Raw genomic sequence first — 15520 nt, forward strand, 5'->3', positions numbered from 1 at the left:
GGTGTAGCGCTTGTGGAAATCGTCGCGCTCCAGCATGCGTGCAACGGTGTGTTTTGCGGCGAGCTGTATCATGTCGGCCGCGCTCATCTCGCCCATCCAGCTGGAGTTGAACACGACCAGTGTTTTGGCGGGATCAAGTATCTTGAATATCTGGCCCTCGTAGGTGCGGGCGTTTTCCAGCACCTCGTCGCGGCTCAACGGCTTGCGCGTGACATTCTTCCCGGTGGGGTCACCGATCATGCCGGTAAAGTCACCTATAAGAAACAGGACTTCATGCCCCAATTCCTGAAACTGGCGCAGCTTGTTGATGAGCACCGTATGGCCAAGATGCAGGTCGGGCGCGGTCGGGTCAAAGCCCGCCTTGATGCGCAACGGCTTGCCCAGCCGCAATTTGGCAACCAGCTCCGCCTCCGAGAGAATCTCCTGCGCGCCGCGCCTTATGATTTCGAGGCTCTGATCCGACATAACCTGTGAGATACCCAGCATATTGACTAGTAAATAAGCGTACCATACTTCACTGACGCTGTTGGTCTTGACTAAGCCGGGGTTGACCTCGACTAAGCTTATGATTATGTTAGGCGCAATTCATCCGCAAGATAAGGGTTTTCATATGCATCTACCAGCGCTTATCAAGCGTCATCTACGCAGCTTGCCCGAGGTCCCTGCAGTTCGCCTGAGCCACCGCCATTGGATTGCACTTGCTGGCAGCGTGCTAGCGGTAGCTGTGGTATTTGGACTCACCTCGCCCGACGCCGCGGCCACGCGCAGTCCAGTCTTGCCATACATGGACAACGGAGTGGAGCGTATCGCCCTGCCACTGGCCCTACCTCACCTGATACAGCCTGCTGGCGAACCACACTCACCATCAGCCTCTGAACTGCAACCGTGGCAAACAGTCATGGTAAAGAGCGGCGATACCCTGTCGCACATCTTCTCGCGCATTGGCCTTGGTGGACGCCCCTTACAGGAAGTGCTGGCACTGGGCCAGGACATCGCCCCGCTGGCCCTGCTGCGCCCCGGCCAGCAGATACAGTTCAGAATCGACAACGGCAAACAACTGCGGGAACTACGCTTTGATGTCTATGAAAACTCCCTGCACATACAACGTGTCGGCACTGCGCTGCAGGCCACCAGCATCAGTCATGAACTGGAGACACGTCCCGTCTACGCCACCGGCACGATTGAAAGCTCATTGTTTCAGGCCGCCGATCAGGCAGGCATCTCCGACAACCTGACCTTCGCCATGGCGGATATGTTCGGCTGGGACATCGACTTCGCCCAAGATCTGCGCGTAGGCGATAAATTTACCGTGATCTACGATGAGCACTACGTAGCCGGCGAGAAAATCCGTGACGGCAACATCCTCGCGGCAGAGTTCACCAATCGTGGCACCACCTATCGCGCCATACGCTTCGACGACGGCAGCGATCAGGTCAATTACTACACCCCGGAGGGCCTCTCCATGCGCAAGGCCTTCCTGCGCTCGCCGGTCAAATTTTCCCGCATCAGCTCCGGCTTTACGCTGGCGCGCTACCACCCTGTGCTGCACCGTATGCGTGCCCACAAGGGCGTGGATTATGCCGCACCGACCGGCACCCCGATCCGCGCCGCGAGCAACGGCAAGGTCATTTTCCGTGGCGTGAAGGGCGGCTATGGCAACACCATCATCCTGCAGCATGCCGGGAGCTACACCACCTTGTATGCCCACATGTCCAGCTTTGCGCGGGGCCTCAAACAAGGCGCCAGGGTACAGCAGGGTGAGTTGATCGGCTATGTCGGCAAATCCGGCATGGCCACGGGGCCGCACCTGCACTATGAATTCCGCATTGCCGGTGTACACCGCAATCCGCTGACCGTGCCGCTGCCCAAGGCCGAGCCGATCATGGCCAAATACAAACCGGCGTTTAAGGCAGAGGCACATCGCCTGATCGCACAGATGGAGTTGTTCAAGACCGGTAACCAGATCGCCCTCAACGCCCGTTGATGTCTGCGGTGACCGCACCGCGCTACTTCATCGGGCTGATGTCCGGCACCAGCATGGACGCGGCCGACGCCGCGCTGGTTGATTTCAGCACCGCCACCCCCACACTCGTTGCCACCCAACACAACCCGTTGTCTGCCGAGTTGCGCGCCGGGCTGTCCGCGCTCTGCACGCCCGGCCCGGATGAAATCAACCGCATGGCGGCACTCGATACACGCCTGGGCGAAATTTTTTCCGACTGCGCGCTGGCATTGCTGAAAAAAGCAGGCGTTGCTGCCAGCGCAGTACACGCCATCGGCAGTCACGGCCAGACCGTGCGCCATCAGCCCGGCGGGCCGTATCCTTTCAGCGTGCAAATTGGCAACCCGGCGCTGATCGCCCTGCGCACCGGCATCACCACCGTCGCCGATTTCCGCCGCGCCGACATGGTCGTCGGCGGGCAAGGCGCACCGCTGGCACCCGCATTTCACAATGCTGTGCTGCGCTCACCGCACCACAATCGCGTTGTGGTCAATGTCGGCGGCATCGCCAATGTGACATTGTTGCCCGCCGACCTCACGCAGGGGGTGCGCGGGTTTGATACCGGCCCCGCCAACGGGCTGCTGGATGTCTGGGCCGAGCGGCATCTTGGCCAGCGCATGGATGAGGGCGGCCAGTTCGCCGCCAGCGGCCAGAGCAACGACGCTTTGCTCGCTACATTTTTAGCCGATGATTATTTTGCGCTCGCGCCGCCCAAGAGCACGGGGCGCGAATACTTCAACAGCGCGTGGCTCGACAGCTTGCTGCGACAGCACAGCAACGTCAGCCCCGCCGATGTACAGGCCACGCTGTGTGAGCTCAGCGCCGCCACCATCGCTGCGGCGATTCTGCATTACGCCCCCGACACGACGGAAGTACTGATTTGCGGCGGCGGCGTGCACAACGCACATCTGATGCAGCGCCTGCGTACCCACCTGAAACCTCGCACCGTTGAATCCACCGAAAACTACGGCGTCAGCCCGGGCTGGATGGAAACCCTGGCCTTTGCCTGGCTGGCAAAACAAACCCTGGAAGGCAAACCGGGCAACCTGCCGAGCGTGACCGGGGCAAAACGTGCGGTGGTACTGGGGGGAATTTATAAATCGTAGTGAGTCGGATCAAGCGCAGCGGATCCGACTCACATTTGTCGGCTCCGCCTTACGGCTTGAGCCGACCTGCCTCCTCAACGCTTGACGAGCGGAATGTACTCGCGCAGCGCTTCACCGGAGTAAACCTGGGTCGGCCGGAAGATGCGGTTGTCGGCGATCTGCTCGCGCCAGTGGGCGAGCCAGCCGGCGCTGCGGGCAATGGCGAACAGCGCGGTAAACTGGTCGGCGGGGATACCCATATCGGCGTAGATGATACCTGAATAAAAATCCACGTTGGGGTATACGCCCTTGGCTGCCAGCCGGTGCGTGGCAGCAGCTGCCAGCGTACGTGCGATGCCGTAATAACGGCTGCTGTTGCCGCCCCGGTGCTGCACCAGCTTTTCCACCAGATCATGCAGCACCATGGCGCGCGGGTCCGTCACCTTGTACTCGCGGTGCCCCATGCCCCAGATGATTTCCTTGGCCGCAAGTTTCTGATCGAGCCACGCTGTCACCCTGTCAGGTGAGCCTATCTCCTCGAACATTTCCAGTACGCGCTGGTTGGCGCCACCGTGCAGTGGACCTGCCAGCGCACCGATGGCGGAAGAGATCACGCCATAGGGGTTGGCCAGGGTGGAGCCGGTGACCATGGCGGCGAAGGTGGAGGCATTGATGGTGTGTTCGGCGTGCAGAATCAGGCAGGCGTCCAGCAGCCGCGCCATGAACGGATCAGGTTCTGTGCCCGTGAGCATGTACAAAAAGTTGGCGGCAAAACCGAGATCGGCGCGCGGCTCGACCAGGGGCAGGTTGCGGCGCAGGCGCTCCCAGTAGGCCACCAGCAGGGGCATGCGCGCGATGATCTTGATCGACATGGTACGCACGTAGTCGGGATCGGCGTAGGCGCGCGCGCTGGTAGGTTGCGACACCTCGTCGGGGTAGAACATATCGAGGCTCGCCACCATGCACTGAAGCATGTGCATGGGGTGGCCGCTGTGCGGCAGGTGGCACATGAGGCTGATGACATCCGGCTTCAGTCCGCGCTGGGCACGCAGCGCGGCATCAAACCCGCTCAACGCCTCTGCACCAGGCAGTTCGCCGTCCAGCAGCAGCAACGCGGTTTCTTCGTAGGTACTATGCCGGGCAAGTACGTCGATGGGATAGCCGCGATAGGCCAGCACGCCGCGCTCGCCATCGATGGAGGAGATGCTGGACTGGGTAGCGGGTACGCCCGCCAGGCCGCGTGGATGTGTGCTCATGCGTTGTGTTGCATCCCGGTGTGCCCGGTTATTAACGTAAAAGGGAGGCGCCGGGCCTCCCTTTTACTGCCGGGTTGTTATGTAAAATCAGGTCGAAAAGGACGAGCCACAGCCACAGGTAGTGGTGGCATTGGGGTTGCGGATGACAAACTGGGCACCTTCTATGCCCTCGCTGTAGTCGATCTCCGCGCCCACCAGATACTGGTAGCTCATCGGGTCTATCAGCAGGGTCACGCCGCCATTCTCCACCGCCGTGTCGTCACCACTGACCTTTTCGTCAAAGGTAAAGCCGTACTGGAAGCCGGAGCAACCGCCGCCGGACACAAATACCCGCAGCTTCAGCGCCGGATTGCCTTCCTCGGCAATCAGTTCACTCACTTTGGCCGCCGCGCTGTCGGTAAAAACCAGTGGGCTCGGCATGTCGTTGCTGGTGTCTGTTGCGGGTGTGCTCATGACGGTCTCCTGCGGATGCGCAGCCTTCCTGAAGGCGGCATTATCCACCTTCGCACGCTGTCGCGTCAATGTACGGCCCGCCGCAAGGCCTGCTCAGGGCGCCAGTGCGATGGCGGTAAGGCCTGTGGTCTCCGCCAGACCGAACATGATGTTCATGTTCTGTACCGCCTGCCCGGCGGCGCCCTTGACCAGATTGTCGATCACCGACAACACCACCACGGTATCGCCACTGCCCTGTGAATTATTCGGGGGCCGATGCACGGCAATGCGGCAGGTGTTGGCGCCGCGCACGCTCTTGGTCTCCGGGTGCGCACCCACCGGCAGCACGTCCACGAACGGCTCGTCCCGATAGCGCTGCTCGTACAGCGCCTGCAGATCGACCTCCTGCTGCTTGAGTACGGCATACAGCGTGGCGTGGATGCCGCGCACGATCGGCAACAGATGCGGCACAAAGGTCAGGCCCAGGGCCTGCCCGCTCGTCAACTCCAGACCTTGCAGTATCTCCGGCAGATGGCGGTGCCCTGGCACGGCATAGGCCTTAAAGTTCTCGCCCGCCTCACCCAGGGTGAGCGCCAACTCGGCCTTGCGTCCCGCGCCGCTGACGCCGGATTTCGCGTCTGCAATCAGGTGCTGCGTATCCACCCAGCCCTGCTCAAGCAGCGGCAGCAGACCGAGCTGCACTGCGGTCGGGTAGCAGCCGGGGTTGGCCACCAGCCGGGCGGTTTTGATTGCCGCGCGGTGCAACTCGGGCAGGCCATAGACGGCCTCAGCCAGCAGCTCGGGGCAGGCATGCGGCATGCCGTACCAGTGCTGCCACGTCTGTGCGTTTTTCAAACGGAAGTCGGCGGCAAGGTCGATCACCCGGGTCTTGCCCCGCAGCAGTTCCGGCACCAGCGTCATGGCAGTGCCGTTCGGGGTGGCGAAAAACACCACATCGCACGCGGCCAACGCCTTGGGGTCGGGCGCGGCGAATTTGAGCGCCACCTGGCCGCGCAAGCTGGGAAACATGTCCGCCACGGCCATGCCGGCCTCGCCGCGTGAGGTAATCACACACAACTCCGCCTGCGGGTGGCCTGCGAGCAGGCGCAACAACTCAACGCCGGTGTAACCGGTGCCGCCGACAATGCCGACCTTGATGCTGTTCTGGCTCATAAATTATGCACAGTGGTGGAGATCTGGTAGGCCGGGTTATCGATAAACACTATATCTTGCACGCATATCCCGATTACCCGCCAAGATCGGCCATTTTATTTGTTTTTCACGCTTCTTGCATGTAAATTCAGGCGTTCAGAGACGGAGTTTACGCATTCTGCACATGAACGTAGTCGCGATCATTCGCTGTGCTGCTATCTGTCTGGTGCTGGGCGCGGCACCGGTGCAGGCGGATATTTTCAAATTCGTGGACGAAAACAACGTCGTCCACTTCACCAACATACCCAATGATTCGCGCTACCGCCTGTACAAGCGCACGTCACCGCAACAGGTTGCGATATCCTATGATGGCCGCAACAGCGCATCCGGCGCCGACCGTATGGTCGCGTTGCGGGCCAATCGTCAGCGCTACACCCCGATGATCAACACCACGGCCGCGCAGTATCAGGTCGACCCGGCGCTGGTGCATGCCGTAATCATGGCGGAGTCCGGCTACAACCCGAATGCGGTCTCACCCAAGGGCGCCACCGGCCTGATGCAGCTCATGCCGGGTACCGCACAGCGCTATGGTGTGTACGACAGCTACGATGCCGCCGCCAACATCCGGGGCGGCACCCGCTACCTGCGTGATCTGCTGGAGATGTTCAACCAGAACATTCAGCTGGCCGTCGCCGCCTACAACGCCGGCGAAAATGCCGTGATCAACCACGGCAACCAAATCCCGCCCTACCGCGAGACCCGCAATTACGTCAGCCGGGTACTCGCCTTTTACAGCAAGTAAACCCTACTCCACCCGCACGGTGATCGTGCGGCGCAGCTTTTCGCCGTAGGATATATGCGCGCCATCGGCAAACTGCAGGCTTAAGGTGTGCTCCCCCGGCGTCAGTGCCAGCGTGGTTTCCGTCTGGCCCTTGCCGAAGTGGCGGTGCTGCTCGTCGTTCGGCACCACCTCGCCGGCGGCAATCGGCTCGGCATCAATCAGCAGATGATGATGGCCGGCGCCTTCCACGACCTCACCGGCAGGCATGACCTCCATGCCCCGCACGTCCATCACCACCCTGAATTCGCCGCTCACCACGGCGCCATCCAGCGGCTCGACAAAACTCACCTGCGGGCCGGGTGAGCAGGCGGCCACGGCTGCCCCCAGTATGCCCAGTATCCATAGCTTGTGCATCGTTACCTCCTGCTTTAAAAGCATCACGGGAACCTGCCCAGCATTCTAACACCTGCTGCAGGCGAGGCCGCCCACTGCGGCCTCAGGCCTCGCGCAATACCTGCAACGGCGTCCGCCGCAGCACCGACCAGGTGCCCATTACTCCCGCCAGGGCAACGCCCAGCGCGCCCAGCCCCGGGCCCAGCAGCCATAGCCACGGATTAAACTGGTAGGGCAGATGGAACAGCCGCTCGGCCAGCACATAGCCGGTCAGGCTGGCGGCAGACGCCGCCACGATGCCGGCCAGCAGCCCCAGCACCACAAATTCGGCACTCACAGCCGCCAGCAGTTGCCGACGGCCCGCCCCCAGGGCGCGCAGGATGGCGCCCTCCTGCAGGCGTTCGTGCTGGGTGGCCTGGATCGCGGCATACAGCACCATGAAGCCCGCCGCCAGGGTGAACATGAAAATATATTCCACCGCCAGCGTCACCCGTTCGATGATCTTGCGCACCTGGGTCATGATCGCCGCCACATCAATCACACTGACCGCGGGAAACGTCCGCACCAGCGCCTGCAGAAAATCCTGCCGCGCCTCAGGCAGATAAAAGCTGGTGATGTAGCTGGCCGGATACTGCTCCAGCGCCCCCGGCTCGGCGATGACGAAAAAATTGACGCGGAAGCTGTCCCAGTCGACCTTGCGCAGGCTGGTCACCACGCCGGTGAACTGCTGACCGGCAATGCTGTAGTGCAGTCGATCACCGAGCGTGAGGCTCAGCGTCTGCGCGATACCCTCTTCCACCGACAGCGCAGACTCATCACCCGTCTTGTCACCCCGCCAGCGTCCGGCAGTGACCTGATTGTCGGGCGGCAACGTCTGCATCCACGACAGATTGAACTCACGCTCTACAAGCCGTGCTGCCCTCTCATCCGGGTAATCTGCTGCCGTCACCGGGCGGGCGTTGATCGCCGTCAGCCGTCCGCGCACCATGGGATAAAGGGCAGGCGGCAGCATGTGCGTGCGCGCGAAAAAATCCTGCATCGCGTGCAGTTGCTCCGGCTGGATGTTGATGAGAAACCGGTTGGGTGCATCCGGTGGCAGACTGCCCTGCCAGCTTTGCAGCAGATCGGCACGTACCAGGGTGAGCAACAACAGCGCCATCAGGCCCAACCCCAGCGCCAGAATTTGCGCCACGCTGCCGCCGGCGCGACGCACGATATTGGCCAGACCAAAGCGCCATGCCACACCCACCCGCCCACGCACGAAACCGAGACTGCGCACCAGCGCCCACGCCGCAATCGCGAGCAGCCCCAGCGTAGCCGCCGTGCTCGCCACCAGATACAACCCCAGCTTGATATCCCCCGCCTGCCACAGCAGCAAAACGGCAAACACCAGCGCGCCAAAAAAGTAGGCGGACAAGCCGCGCGCCGGTAGCCCGATCTCGCGCCGCAATACGCGCAGCGTCGGCACCTCTTTCAGCGCCAGCACCGGCGGCACCACAAACCCCAGCAGCGTGACGAGGCCGGTGGCCACGCCGGTCAGCACCGGCCACCACGAAGGCTGGGGCAGTTGCACCGCCACCATCTCGCCCAGCAGCCCCGTCAGTGCATGCTGCGCCGCATAGCCCGCCGCACAACCCACCAGACTGGCCGCCAGCCCCAACACCAGCATCTGCTGAACATACAGACGGGTAATCACCGACTGGCGCGCGCCCAGACAACGCATGATGGCGCAATCATCCAGATGCCGCGCCGTAAAACGGCGTGCCGCCATGGCACAGGCAACAGCGGCCAGCAACACCGCCACCAGAGCCGCCAGCCCCAAGAATCGCTGCGCCCGCTCCAGCGCTGCACGCACTTCCGGGCGCGCGTCTTCCACGCCCTCCATGTGCTCGCCAGTACCCAAACGCGGCAACACCTCCGCGCGAAAATTCTGTACCTGTTGCGCGTCACCGGCGACCAGCAACCGGTAGCGGACGCGGCTGCCGGCCTGAATCAATTGCGTGGCAGCCACATCGTGCAGATTCATCAGTAGCCGGGGGCCAATGCTGAACAACTCGCCGCCGCGATCCGGCTCATGGGCCAGCACCGCCGTGATGCGCAACTGCAGCCTGCCGAGCGTGATGGTGTCACCCACCGTCAGCGCCAACTGTCCCAACAGCCGCGCATCGGCCCATACCGTGCCCGGTGTTGGAATCTCACGCGCCGTGCGCTCAGGCGCAAAGGGTGTGGCCGCAATACGCAATTCGCCGCGCAGGGGATAGCCTGTGCTCACTGCCTTGACCTCGGTGAGCTGGCTGCCATCGGCTGACTGCACCATGCTGACAAAGGTCTGGGTCTCGGCGCGGCGCAGACCCGCCGCCTGCGCACGCTGCGCAATATCCTTCGCCAGTGGCTGGCTCGCCACTATCAGCGCATCGGCACCCAGCAGTTCATTGGCCTGTCGCTGCAAGGCCTGATCGACGCGGTCGGTGGCAAACCCCACCGCACTGACGCTGGCCACGGCGATGACCAGCGCGACAAACAGCACGCGCACCTCCCCTGCACGCCAGTCGCGTCCCAACATGCACAGGGAAAAATAAAACAGCCTCATGGCTGTACCAGTCGACCGGCATCCAGTTGCAGGCGACGACTGCAACGTTGCGCCAATGCCTCATCGTGCGTCACCAACAACAGCGTCGAGTGTTGCGCGCGGTTCAACTCAAACAGCAGGTCGATGATCTGCGCGCCGGTATGCTGATCCAGATTGCCGGTAGGCTCGTCCGCCAGCAGCAGCTTCGGGCGCGGTGCAAAGGCGCGGGCGAGGGCCACGCGCTGCTGCTCACCGCCGGACAACTGGCACGGCGTGTGGTGCAGCCGTTCACCCAGGCCCACCTGCTGCAGCACCTCACGCGCAACGTCACGCGCCTCCCTGGCGCGGCCCGCCAGTTCGAGCGGCAGCATGACGTTCTCCAGCGCGGTCAGCCCCGGCAGCAACTGAAAACTCTGGAACACAAAACCGATCATGCGCCCGCGCAGTTCTGCACGGTCGTCTTCGTCGAGCGCAAAGAGGTCGCAGCCGTCGAGCACTACGCGGCCACTGCTCGGCACGTCCAACCCCGCCAGCAGCCCGAGCAGCGTGGTCTTGCCCGAACCCGAAGCGCCGATGATGGCAGCGGCCTCGCCCGGCATCACGCTGAAACTGACCGCATCCAGAATGCGCAGCACGCCCTCTGGCCCGTTGACTTGCTTGCTCAAACCTTCAACCTGCACAATGGGGGATGAATCAGAGACTGTCATGCTAAGGCGTTTCCTTTTTGTGTTGCTGTGGGTAATTGCAACGGCAAGCAGCGCACATGCTCCGCCCCAAACCATACTGGTGCTGGGGGACAGTTTAAGCGCGGGTTACGGCATCGATCAAACCCAAGGCTGGGTCAGCCTGCTGGATCAACGGTTACAGGAGAAATCCCTGCCTTACCGGGTGATCAACGCCAGCATCAGCGGCGACACCACCGGCGGCGGCCGGGCGCGCATCGCAACCGCACTTGATACCCATCAGCCTGCCATCGTGACCATCGAACTCGGCGGCAACGACGGCCTGCGCGGCCTGCCCCTGAGCGAGATGCAGAAAAATCTGGCCGCCATCATCGCACAATGCCAACAACGCAAAGTACGCGTGTTGTTGGTCGGCATGCGCCTGCCACCCAATTATGGCCCCGTTTATACGGAAAAGTTTCAGCAGATGTACGCCGAGCTGGCACGTCGCTACCACGTACCGCTGGTGCCTTTTCTGCTCGAAGGCGTCGCTGGTCATCCAGACCTGATGCAGCCAGACGGCGTACACGCCCGCACTGCCGGGCAGCCCATCATGCTGGAAAACGTGTGGCGCGTGCTGGCGCCGATGTTGCATTAAGGAACCTACCGGGCTATTTTTACACTCAATAATCGGCACCCGCCACTTTATGCGCTGGTGAATTCACCGAGATTGTGCTGCTTAGCTCGACCTGACCTGGTGCCAGAGGCAACAGTATGCCCAAGCCAAGCAAGAAACCGCCTATTATCATGTGCTCATTGGTTGAGTGCACAAGCACGGCATCCTCAGCCGCGCCAGTAAACGCAGGACGGGCAAATGCGCATGCTTTGGCGTGAAGAACATCGGAAAGCCGTGTGCGGGAAAAACTGCATGCCCGGTTTGATGAGGGAAGGGCAGGCGAGAGCCTGCTCTCTAACCTTTGTTCGTGCGTACCGCCCAAGAGCGTGCGAACGGTACTGATCCTGATCAAGGTGGGTTATACGCGAACAGTAACTCAAGACGAAGGAGTCCCCATGCGACTGTGTAAAGCGTTACCACCACTATTGTTGGCGCTGTCTGCCATGCCGGCCGTGGCGTCGGATGAGGTCGCACTTACCGTCTTCGTCGGCCAGAGCACGCGCAACCACTGGGAGGACTTTTTCGTCTCGCCCGGCTCCCTGGACTTCGCCTCCTCCGGGTTGCTGGCGGGGGCTCTGTCCCGGCCGCTGGCCCGCTATCGGGACGGCGACCTGACCTTGGAGATGGAAGGGCAGGTGGTCAAGCACTTCGGCCAACAGACCCACTGGGAATTGAACGCGCCCCTGGCGGCACGTTGGCACCGCTTTCCCTGGAACGGCACAGTCGCCACCACGGCCGCCTTCGGCGTGGGGCCGTCCTGGTCCAGCCGCACCCCCCCGCTGGAGGTAGAGACGCGGGGCGGCAGCCAGCCTTGGCTATTCCACTGGTTCATGGAATTGACCCTAGGGCCGCCCGGAGAGGACTGGGCGGTATCCCTGCGCCTGCATCATCGCTCCAGTGGATTTGGCCTGGCGGGTGAGCGCGGCGGCCTGGACACCCTGACGCTGGGTATCAGGAAAACGTTCTAAGCACGCCCGGCAGGATGCCCTGAAAGCAGAACTGGGTCAGTCCGACCCGACCCTCAAAATAAGGGGTCACAAAATAACCGGCAACCGTGATATCAAGACGTGTCCCTTGTCCGAGCGGCTTTATCGCTGCGCCGGGGTTGATGGATGGGTTTTGCGTCATAGCGATGGCCCGACTTCGCGGCTAGAGTGCCAGAGTGCGACAACATCGAGAAACTGCCCGCTGACGCGGCAGTAAATGAAGCAGCTAATTCGGGTAAGGTACAGCCTGCGAACTGTGTCAGAGCGCGCTGTTTTAATCTTGGTGCCTATACCACCGGGTTCTTCAACGAGTAAGGCCAAGGCGGCCTCGATATCCTTGCGAACGGCGCCAGAGGCCTGTTTTCAGCCCACCATTCTGCCGCCCGTTCATCTCCCGCTGTGCGCGGGGCTTGACTCGGACAGCGAGCGCCAAGATCAGCCGAAACGGCGGAGCCGTGCGAAAAGTTCGTCGGCAGAAATGTCCTCTTCGCGATCAGCCTCGTCAAGGACCTCAAGTAACTCGGCTTCTTGATTGTGGCGGGAGTCGCACAGCAATCTCATCGCCCCGGGCGAGGACGGTCACGGCTGGTCCCTCTGGCAGGGAGAGACCCTCTACGACGACCTTACCGTCAACTATGGTTCCTGAAACGATTTGCATGCTGAAATAGTACCCCACAGCTTGTAATCGATGCCATCTGACGCCTAACGCCGCCCTTGAGCCAGGTGACCACTGATATTGCGAGTCTTTAGAGTCCGGCTCCTTAATCCTCGCTCCGCATCACAAATGCCTTTTCCGTGGTGAAATTGCCCACGCCGCGATGCGTGGTGAACACCCAGCCGTGGTGCTCCAGATAGGCGCTCATTTCCTTGTTCATGTCAGGGTTGCCGCAAATCATCACCCGGTCATGCTCCGGATCGGCCTGCGGCAGGCCGAGCTTGGTGAACAGTTCTCCGGTGCGGAACAGATCGGCGCCGCGCTGCGGTGTCGGGAAGGGTTCGCGCGTCACGGTCGGAACATAGATCAGGCGGTCGTTGGTGAGCGCCTCGATCTCGGCCCTGTAGGCCAGCTCGGCCACGGTACGCACGGTGTGCACCAGAATGACCCGCTCAAAGGTTTTATACACCTCGGGATCGCGGATCAGGCAGACGAACGGGGCCAGCCCGGTGCCGCTCGACAACAGATAGAGGTTGCGCCCGGGCCGGATGTATTTCAGCGTGAGCGAGCCAGTGGCCTTGCTGTTGACCCAGACCGTATCGCCCTCGCGTATCTGCGCCAGACGGCTGGTCAGCGGCCCCTCCGGCACGTGTATGCTCAAGAACTCAAGGTAATCGGCGTCGTTGGTCGAGACGATCGAATAGGCGCGTGAAATGAGCTTGCCCTCGGGCCGCAGGCCGATGGTAACGAACTCCCCATTCTCAAACTCGAAGTCGGCGGGACGGGTCGTGGTCAGGCTGAAGGTTTTATCCGACCATTTGCGGACGGAGGTGACGCGTTGCGCGGAGTATGGCACTGCCGGATTCCTCGTATAGGTGTGGTGCATTGGTATGAAACATAGAGTTTAAACGATTCAATAGGTTCGCTTTACCTGTTTATCTAAGGAACCTCTGATTAAGTCAGAGGTTCCTGCGGTGCAGGGTTGCACCGCCCTGTTTCAAACACGCAAGTGTTTGAAACAGGGCGAAAAGCAAAAACCACGTTTTTGCTTTTCGTGCTCTTAGATGTCCAGGACAGACTTATTCAGAGCTTCCCTAAGGTCCAGCCCCCTACACGCCCCACACAGGCCGTTCACCTTGACAGAACGTACGGCGATAGGCAAGGTTAAGCGCTTTAGCGCACCCAAGGGGAAATTGTGGCTCACTTCACGCTGAATTCGTCCGACCTGTCCGCCACCCTCTCCACGCAGGGCGCGGAACTGCAATCCCTCAAAATGGCCGACAGGCTGGAACTGATGTGGCAAGCCGACCCAAAGGTATGGGCGCGCCACGCACCCCATCTGTTTCCCATTGTCGGGCGCTTGAAGGACGACACCTTGCGTCATGCAGGTGCGACCTACCCCATGACGCCGCATGGCTTTGCGCGCGATCTGGAGTTTGAGTGTACGCAGCAGTCGGATGACACCTGCGTCATGCTGCTGCAAGACAGCGAGCAAACCCGAGCGCGTTTCCCGTTCGCCTTTGAGTTACGCATCACACATACACTGGCAGGCAATGCGCTGGTCATCACCTACGCGGTGCGCAACCCGGCGGACACCGAACTGTTGCTGAGTATCGGCACCCACCCGGCCTTTAGCTGGCCGCTCAAATCCGGCGTGGAGCGCAGCGCGCACAGCATGACCTTCGAGCGTGACGAGCCTGCACCTATCCGGCGGGTTGCGGGAGGCCTGCTCAAGGTGCAGGACTTCCCCACGCCGGTGCAAAACCGTGTGTTGCATCTTGCCGATGATTTGTTCAAGGATGACGTGGTGATTTTTGATCAACTGAACAGCCGGGCGCTCACTTATACCGCGCCGGGCGCGCCGAAGATCCGAGTCGAGTTTCCCGACTTCCCGCACCTCGGCATCTGGACCAAGCCCGGCGCGAATTTCGTCTGCATTGAACCGTGGCAGGGCCACTCCAGCCCGGAAGGGTTTGACGGCGAACTCCGCGACAAGCCCGGCATCGTGACGGTTGCCCCCGGCAGTGAACGCCGCTGGCAATGCCGGGTGACTGTGGAGGCGTAAGCCGCGGTTAGTGCAGCAGGTGCCCGGCGATATAAATCGTCAGCAGGCCAAGCGCAATCAGCACGATCTGCTGTAACGTCGCCCGTATCTGGGTACGCTCATGCAACCCCGGTATAAGATCTGCCACTGCAATGTAGATAAAACTCGACGCCGCAATGGCCAGTATTATCGGTATCGCCTGTTGCACATTCGCCAGACTGTAATAGGCCAGCAGCGCACCTACCACGGTGGCCAGGCTTGATATGACGTTGTAGAGCAGCGCCTTCGCACGGCTGAAGCCGCTGTGCAACAGCACGACAAAATCACCCATCTCCTGCGGAATTTCATGCGCCGCTACCGCGATACTGGTCAGGATGCCGAGATGGATGTCGGTGAGAAAGGCGGCGGCAATCAGTACGCCGTCTACGAAGTTATGAATGGCATCGCCAATCAGGATCAATGTGCCACCGGCATGGGTGTGTGATACGTCACCCGGACACGGCTGCACATCGCCATGGTGGTGGTGACGCCACAACACCATTTTCTCCAGCAGGAAGAAACCGAGCAGCCCGGCAAGCACGGTAAAGCTGATGAGGTTGATGTTCACACCCGGTGCCGACATGGCCTCCGGCAGCAGATTGAAAAACACTACGCCCAGCAACGCGCCCACCGCATAACTCACCATGGGCGGCAACACGCGCGCCAGCAGGTGCTCTGGCAACAGCAGGAAACTGCTGGCCGCGATGACGCTCAACACGCCACCCAGCAGGCTGAACAAGATGATCCAGGTCAATAAATCCATGCATGCCTCGCGCGCACAAGCGCGT

General features: G+C 61.5%; 16 protein-coding genes (1 of these 16 only partly in view). 6 read left to right on the top strand and 10 right to left on the bottom strand.

Annotated features, from left to right (window positions below; genetic code table 11):
• Positions 1-465: the 5' portion of a tyrosine--tRNA ligase gene (gene tyrS / locus Q8L89_08190; protein MDP1709023.1), read on the bottom strand. Its footprint begins 726 nt before the window's first position; 465 of the gene's 1191 nt are visible here — the first part of the coding sequence; the start codon lies at positions 463-465; the stop codon falls past the left edge of the window.
• A 319-nt stretch (positions 466-784) separates the two neighbouring features.
• Between tyrS and Q8L89_08195 the strand changes: the two genes are divergently transcribed.
• Both Q8L89_08195 and Q8L89_08200 read left to right on the top strand, forming a co-directional pair.
• On the top strand, positions 785-1984 hold the full coding sequence (locus Q8L89_08195) for a peptidoglycan DD-metalloendopeptidase family protein (protein ID MDP1709024.1): 1200 nt from the start codon (positions 785-787) through the stop codon (positions 1982-1984).
• Positions 1984-3108, top strand: coding sequence for an anhydro-N-acetylmuramic acid kinase (locus Q8L89_08200; protein MDP1709025.1), 1125 nt, complete (start codon positions 1984-1986; stop codon positions 3106-3108). The genes Q8L89_08195 and Q8L89_08200 overlap by 1 nt, the downstream gene beginning before the upstream one ends.
• A 74-nt stretch (positions 3109-3182) precedes the next feature.
• Here the strand turns inward: Q8L89_08200 and Q8L89_08205 are convergent, their stop codons facing one another.
• The 3 genes from Q8L89_08205 to argC all read right to left on the bottom strand — a co-directional run bounded on the left by Q8L89_08205 (position 3183) and on the right by argC (position 5948).
• Entirely contained in the window at positions 3183-4343 is a 1161-nt protein-coding gene (locus Q8L89_08205) for a citrate synthase (protein MDP1709026.1), read from the bottom strand.
• 87 nt (positions 4344-4430) lie between these two features.
• Positions 4431-4796 carry an iron-sulfur cluster insertion protein ErpA gene (gene erpA / locus Q8L89_08210; GenBank protein ID MDP1709027.1) on the bottom strand — a complete coding sequence of 122 codons (366 nt, stop codon included), beginning with the start codon at positions 4794-4796 and terminating at the stop codon, positions 4431-4433.
• 93 nt (positions 4797-4889) lie between these two features.
• Positions 4890-5948 (bottom strand): N-acetyl-gamma-glutamyl-phosphate reductase, encoded by a 1059-nt coding sequence (argC, locus tag Q8L89_08215; GenBank protein ID MDP1709028.1) that lies wholly within the window; start codon positions 5946-5948, stop codon positions 4890-4892.
• A 163-nt stretch (positions 5949-6111) separates the two neighbouring features.
• Here argC and Q8L89_08220 point away from each other — a divergent pair, with 163 nt between their 5' ends.
• On the top strand, positions 6112-6729 hold the full coding sequence (locus Q8L89_08220; protein MDP1709029.1) for a lytic transglycosylase domain-containing protein: 618 nt from the start codon (positions 6112-6114) through the stop codon (positions 6727-6729).
• Between the two features lie 3 nt (positions 6730-6732).
• Here the strand turns inward: Q8L89_08220 and Q8L89_08225 are convergent, their stop codons facing one another.
• The 3 genes from Q8L89_08225 to Q8L89_08235 all read right to left on the bottom strand — a co-directional run bounded on the left by Q8L89_08225 (position 6733) and on the right by Q8L89_08235 (position 10377).
• Positions 6733-7122: a DUF4399 domain-containing protein gene (locus tag Q8L89_08225; protein MDP1709030.1), complete on the bottom strand. Its 390-nt coding sequence runs from the start codon at positions 7120-7122 to the stop codon at positions 6733-6735.
• Between the two features lie 82 nt (positions 7123-7204).
• Entirely contained in the window at positions 7205-9691 is a 2487-nt protein-coding gene (locus Q8L89_08230; protein MDP1709031.1) for an FtsX-like permease family protein, read from the bottom strand.
• Positions 9688-10377, bottom strand: a complete 690-nt coding sequence (locus Q8L89_08235) for an ATP-binding cassette domain-containing protein (GenBank protein MDP1709032.1) — start codon at positions 10375-10377, stop codon at positions 9688-9690. The genes Q8L89_08230 and Q8L89_08235 overlap by 4 nt, the downstream gene beginning before the upstream one ends.
• On the opposite strand from Q8L89_08235, the gene Q8L89_08240 reads away from it, so the two are divergent.
• Together Q8L89_08240 and Q8L89_08245 are read left to right on the top strand one after the other, a co-directional pair.
• Positions 10376-10990, top strand: coding sequence for an arylesterase (locus Q8L89_08240; GenBank protein MDP1709033.1), 615 nt, complete (start codon positions 10376-10378; stop codon positions 10988-10990). The genes Q8L89_08235 and Q8L89_08240 overlap by 2 nt on opposite strands.
• Before the next feature lie 413 nt (positions 10991-11403).
• Positions 11404-11976, top strand: coding sequence for a hypothetical protein (locus Q8L89_08245; protein ID MDP1709034.1), 573 nt, complete (start codon positions 11404-11406; stop codon positions 11974-11976).
• Here the strand turns inward: Q8L89_08245 and Q8L89_08250 are convergent.
• Together Q8L89_08250 and Q8L89_08255 are read right to left on the bottom strand one after the other, a co-directional pair.
• The gene (locus Q8L89_08250) at positions 11960-12136 is read right to left on the bottom strand and encodes a hypothetical protein (GenBank protein MDP1709035.1); all 177 of its coding nucleotides are present in this window, start codon (positions 12134-12136) and stop codon (positions 11960-11962) included. The genes Q8L89_08245 and Q8L89_08250 overlap by 17 nt on opposite strands.
• A gap of 619 nt (positions 12137-12755) precedes the next feature.
• Entirely contained in the window at positions 12756-13505 is a 750-nt protein-coding gene (locus tag Q8L89_08255; GenBank protein ID MDP1709036.1) for a ferredoxin--NADP reductase, read from the bottom strand.
• 339 nt (positions 13506-13844) lie between these two features.
• Here Q8L89_08255 and Q8L89_08260 point away from each other — a divergent pair, with 339 nt between their 5' ends.
• Positions 13845-14714, top strand: coding sequence for an aldose 1-epimerase family protein (locus Q8L89_08260; GenBank protein MDP1709037.1), 870 nt, complete (start codon positions 13845-13847; stop codon positions 14712-14714).
• Between the two features lie 7 nt (positions 14715-14721).
• Here Q8L89_08260 and Q8L89_08265 read toward each other — a convergent pair whose 3' ends face one another.
• A complete protein-coding gene (locus tag Q8L89_08265; GenBank protein ID MDP1709038.1) occupies positions 14722-15495 on the bottom strand; it encodes a ZIP family metal transporter in 774 nt (257 codons plus the stop codon).
• Positions 15496-15520: the final 25 nt, after the last annotated feature.

Source organism: Gammaproteobacteria bacterium, assembly GCA_030680605.1.
In the GTDB taxonomy this organism is placed as follows: Bacteria; Pseudomonadota; Gammaproteobacteria; order SURF-13; family SURF-13; genus JAQBXX01.

Excerpts from the sequence above, each read along its gene's own strand:
- Q8L89_08195 (MDP1709024.1), top strand. The coding sequence starts at position 785 with ATGGACAACGGAGTGGAGCGTATCGCCCTGCCACTGGCCCTACCTCAC.
- Q8L89_08200 (MDP1709025.1), top strand. The coding sequence starts at position 1,984 with ATGTCTGCGGTGACCGCACCGCGCTACTTCATCGGGCTGATGTCCGGC.
- Q8L89_08205 (MDP1709026.1), bottom strand. The coding sequence starts at position 4,343 with ATGAGCACACATCCACGCGGCCTGGCGGGCGTACCCGCTACCCAGTCC.
- erpA (MDP1709027.1), bottom strand. The coding sequence starts at position 4,796 with ATGAGCACACCCGCAACAGACACCAGCAACGACATGCCGAGCCCACTG.
- argC (MDP1709028.1), bottom strand. The coding sequence starts at position 5,948 with ATGAGCCAGAACAGCATCAAGGTCGGCATTGTCGGCGGCACCGGTTAC.
- Q8L89_08220 (MDP1709029.1), top strand. The coding sequence starts at position 6,112 with ATGAACGTAGTCGCGATCATTCGCTGTGCTGCTATCTGTCTGGTGCTG.
- Q8L89_08225 (MDP1709030.1), bottom strand. The coding sequence starts at position 7,122 with ATGCACAAGCTATGGATACTGGGCATACTGGGGGCAGCCGTGGCCGCC.
- Q8L89_08230 (MDP1709031.1), bottom strand. The coding sequence starts at position 9,691 with ATGAGGCTGTTTTATTTTTCCCTGTGCATGTTGGGACGCGACTGGCGT.
- Q8L89_08240 (MDP1709033.1), top strand. The coding sequence starts at position 10,376 with ATGCTAAGGCGTTTCCTTTTTGTGTTGCTGTGGGTAATTGCAACGGCA.
- Q8L89_08235 (MDP1709032.1), bottom strand. The coding sequence starts at position 10,377 with ATGACAGTCTCTGATTCATCCCCCATTGTGCAGGTTGAAGGTTTGAGC.
- Q8L89_08245 (MDP1709034.1), top strand. The coding sequence starts at position 11,404 with ATGCGACTGTGTAAAGCGTTACCACCACTATTGTTGGCGCTGTCTGCC.
- Q8L89_08250 (MDP1709035.1), bottom strand. The coding sequence starts at position 12,136 with ATGACGCAAAACCCATCCATCAACCCCGGCGCAGCGATAAAGCCGCTC.
- Q8L89_08265 (MDP1709038.1), bottom strand. The coding sequence starts at position 15,495 with ATGGATTTATTGACCTGGATCATCTTGTTCAGCCTGCTGGGTGGCGTG.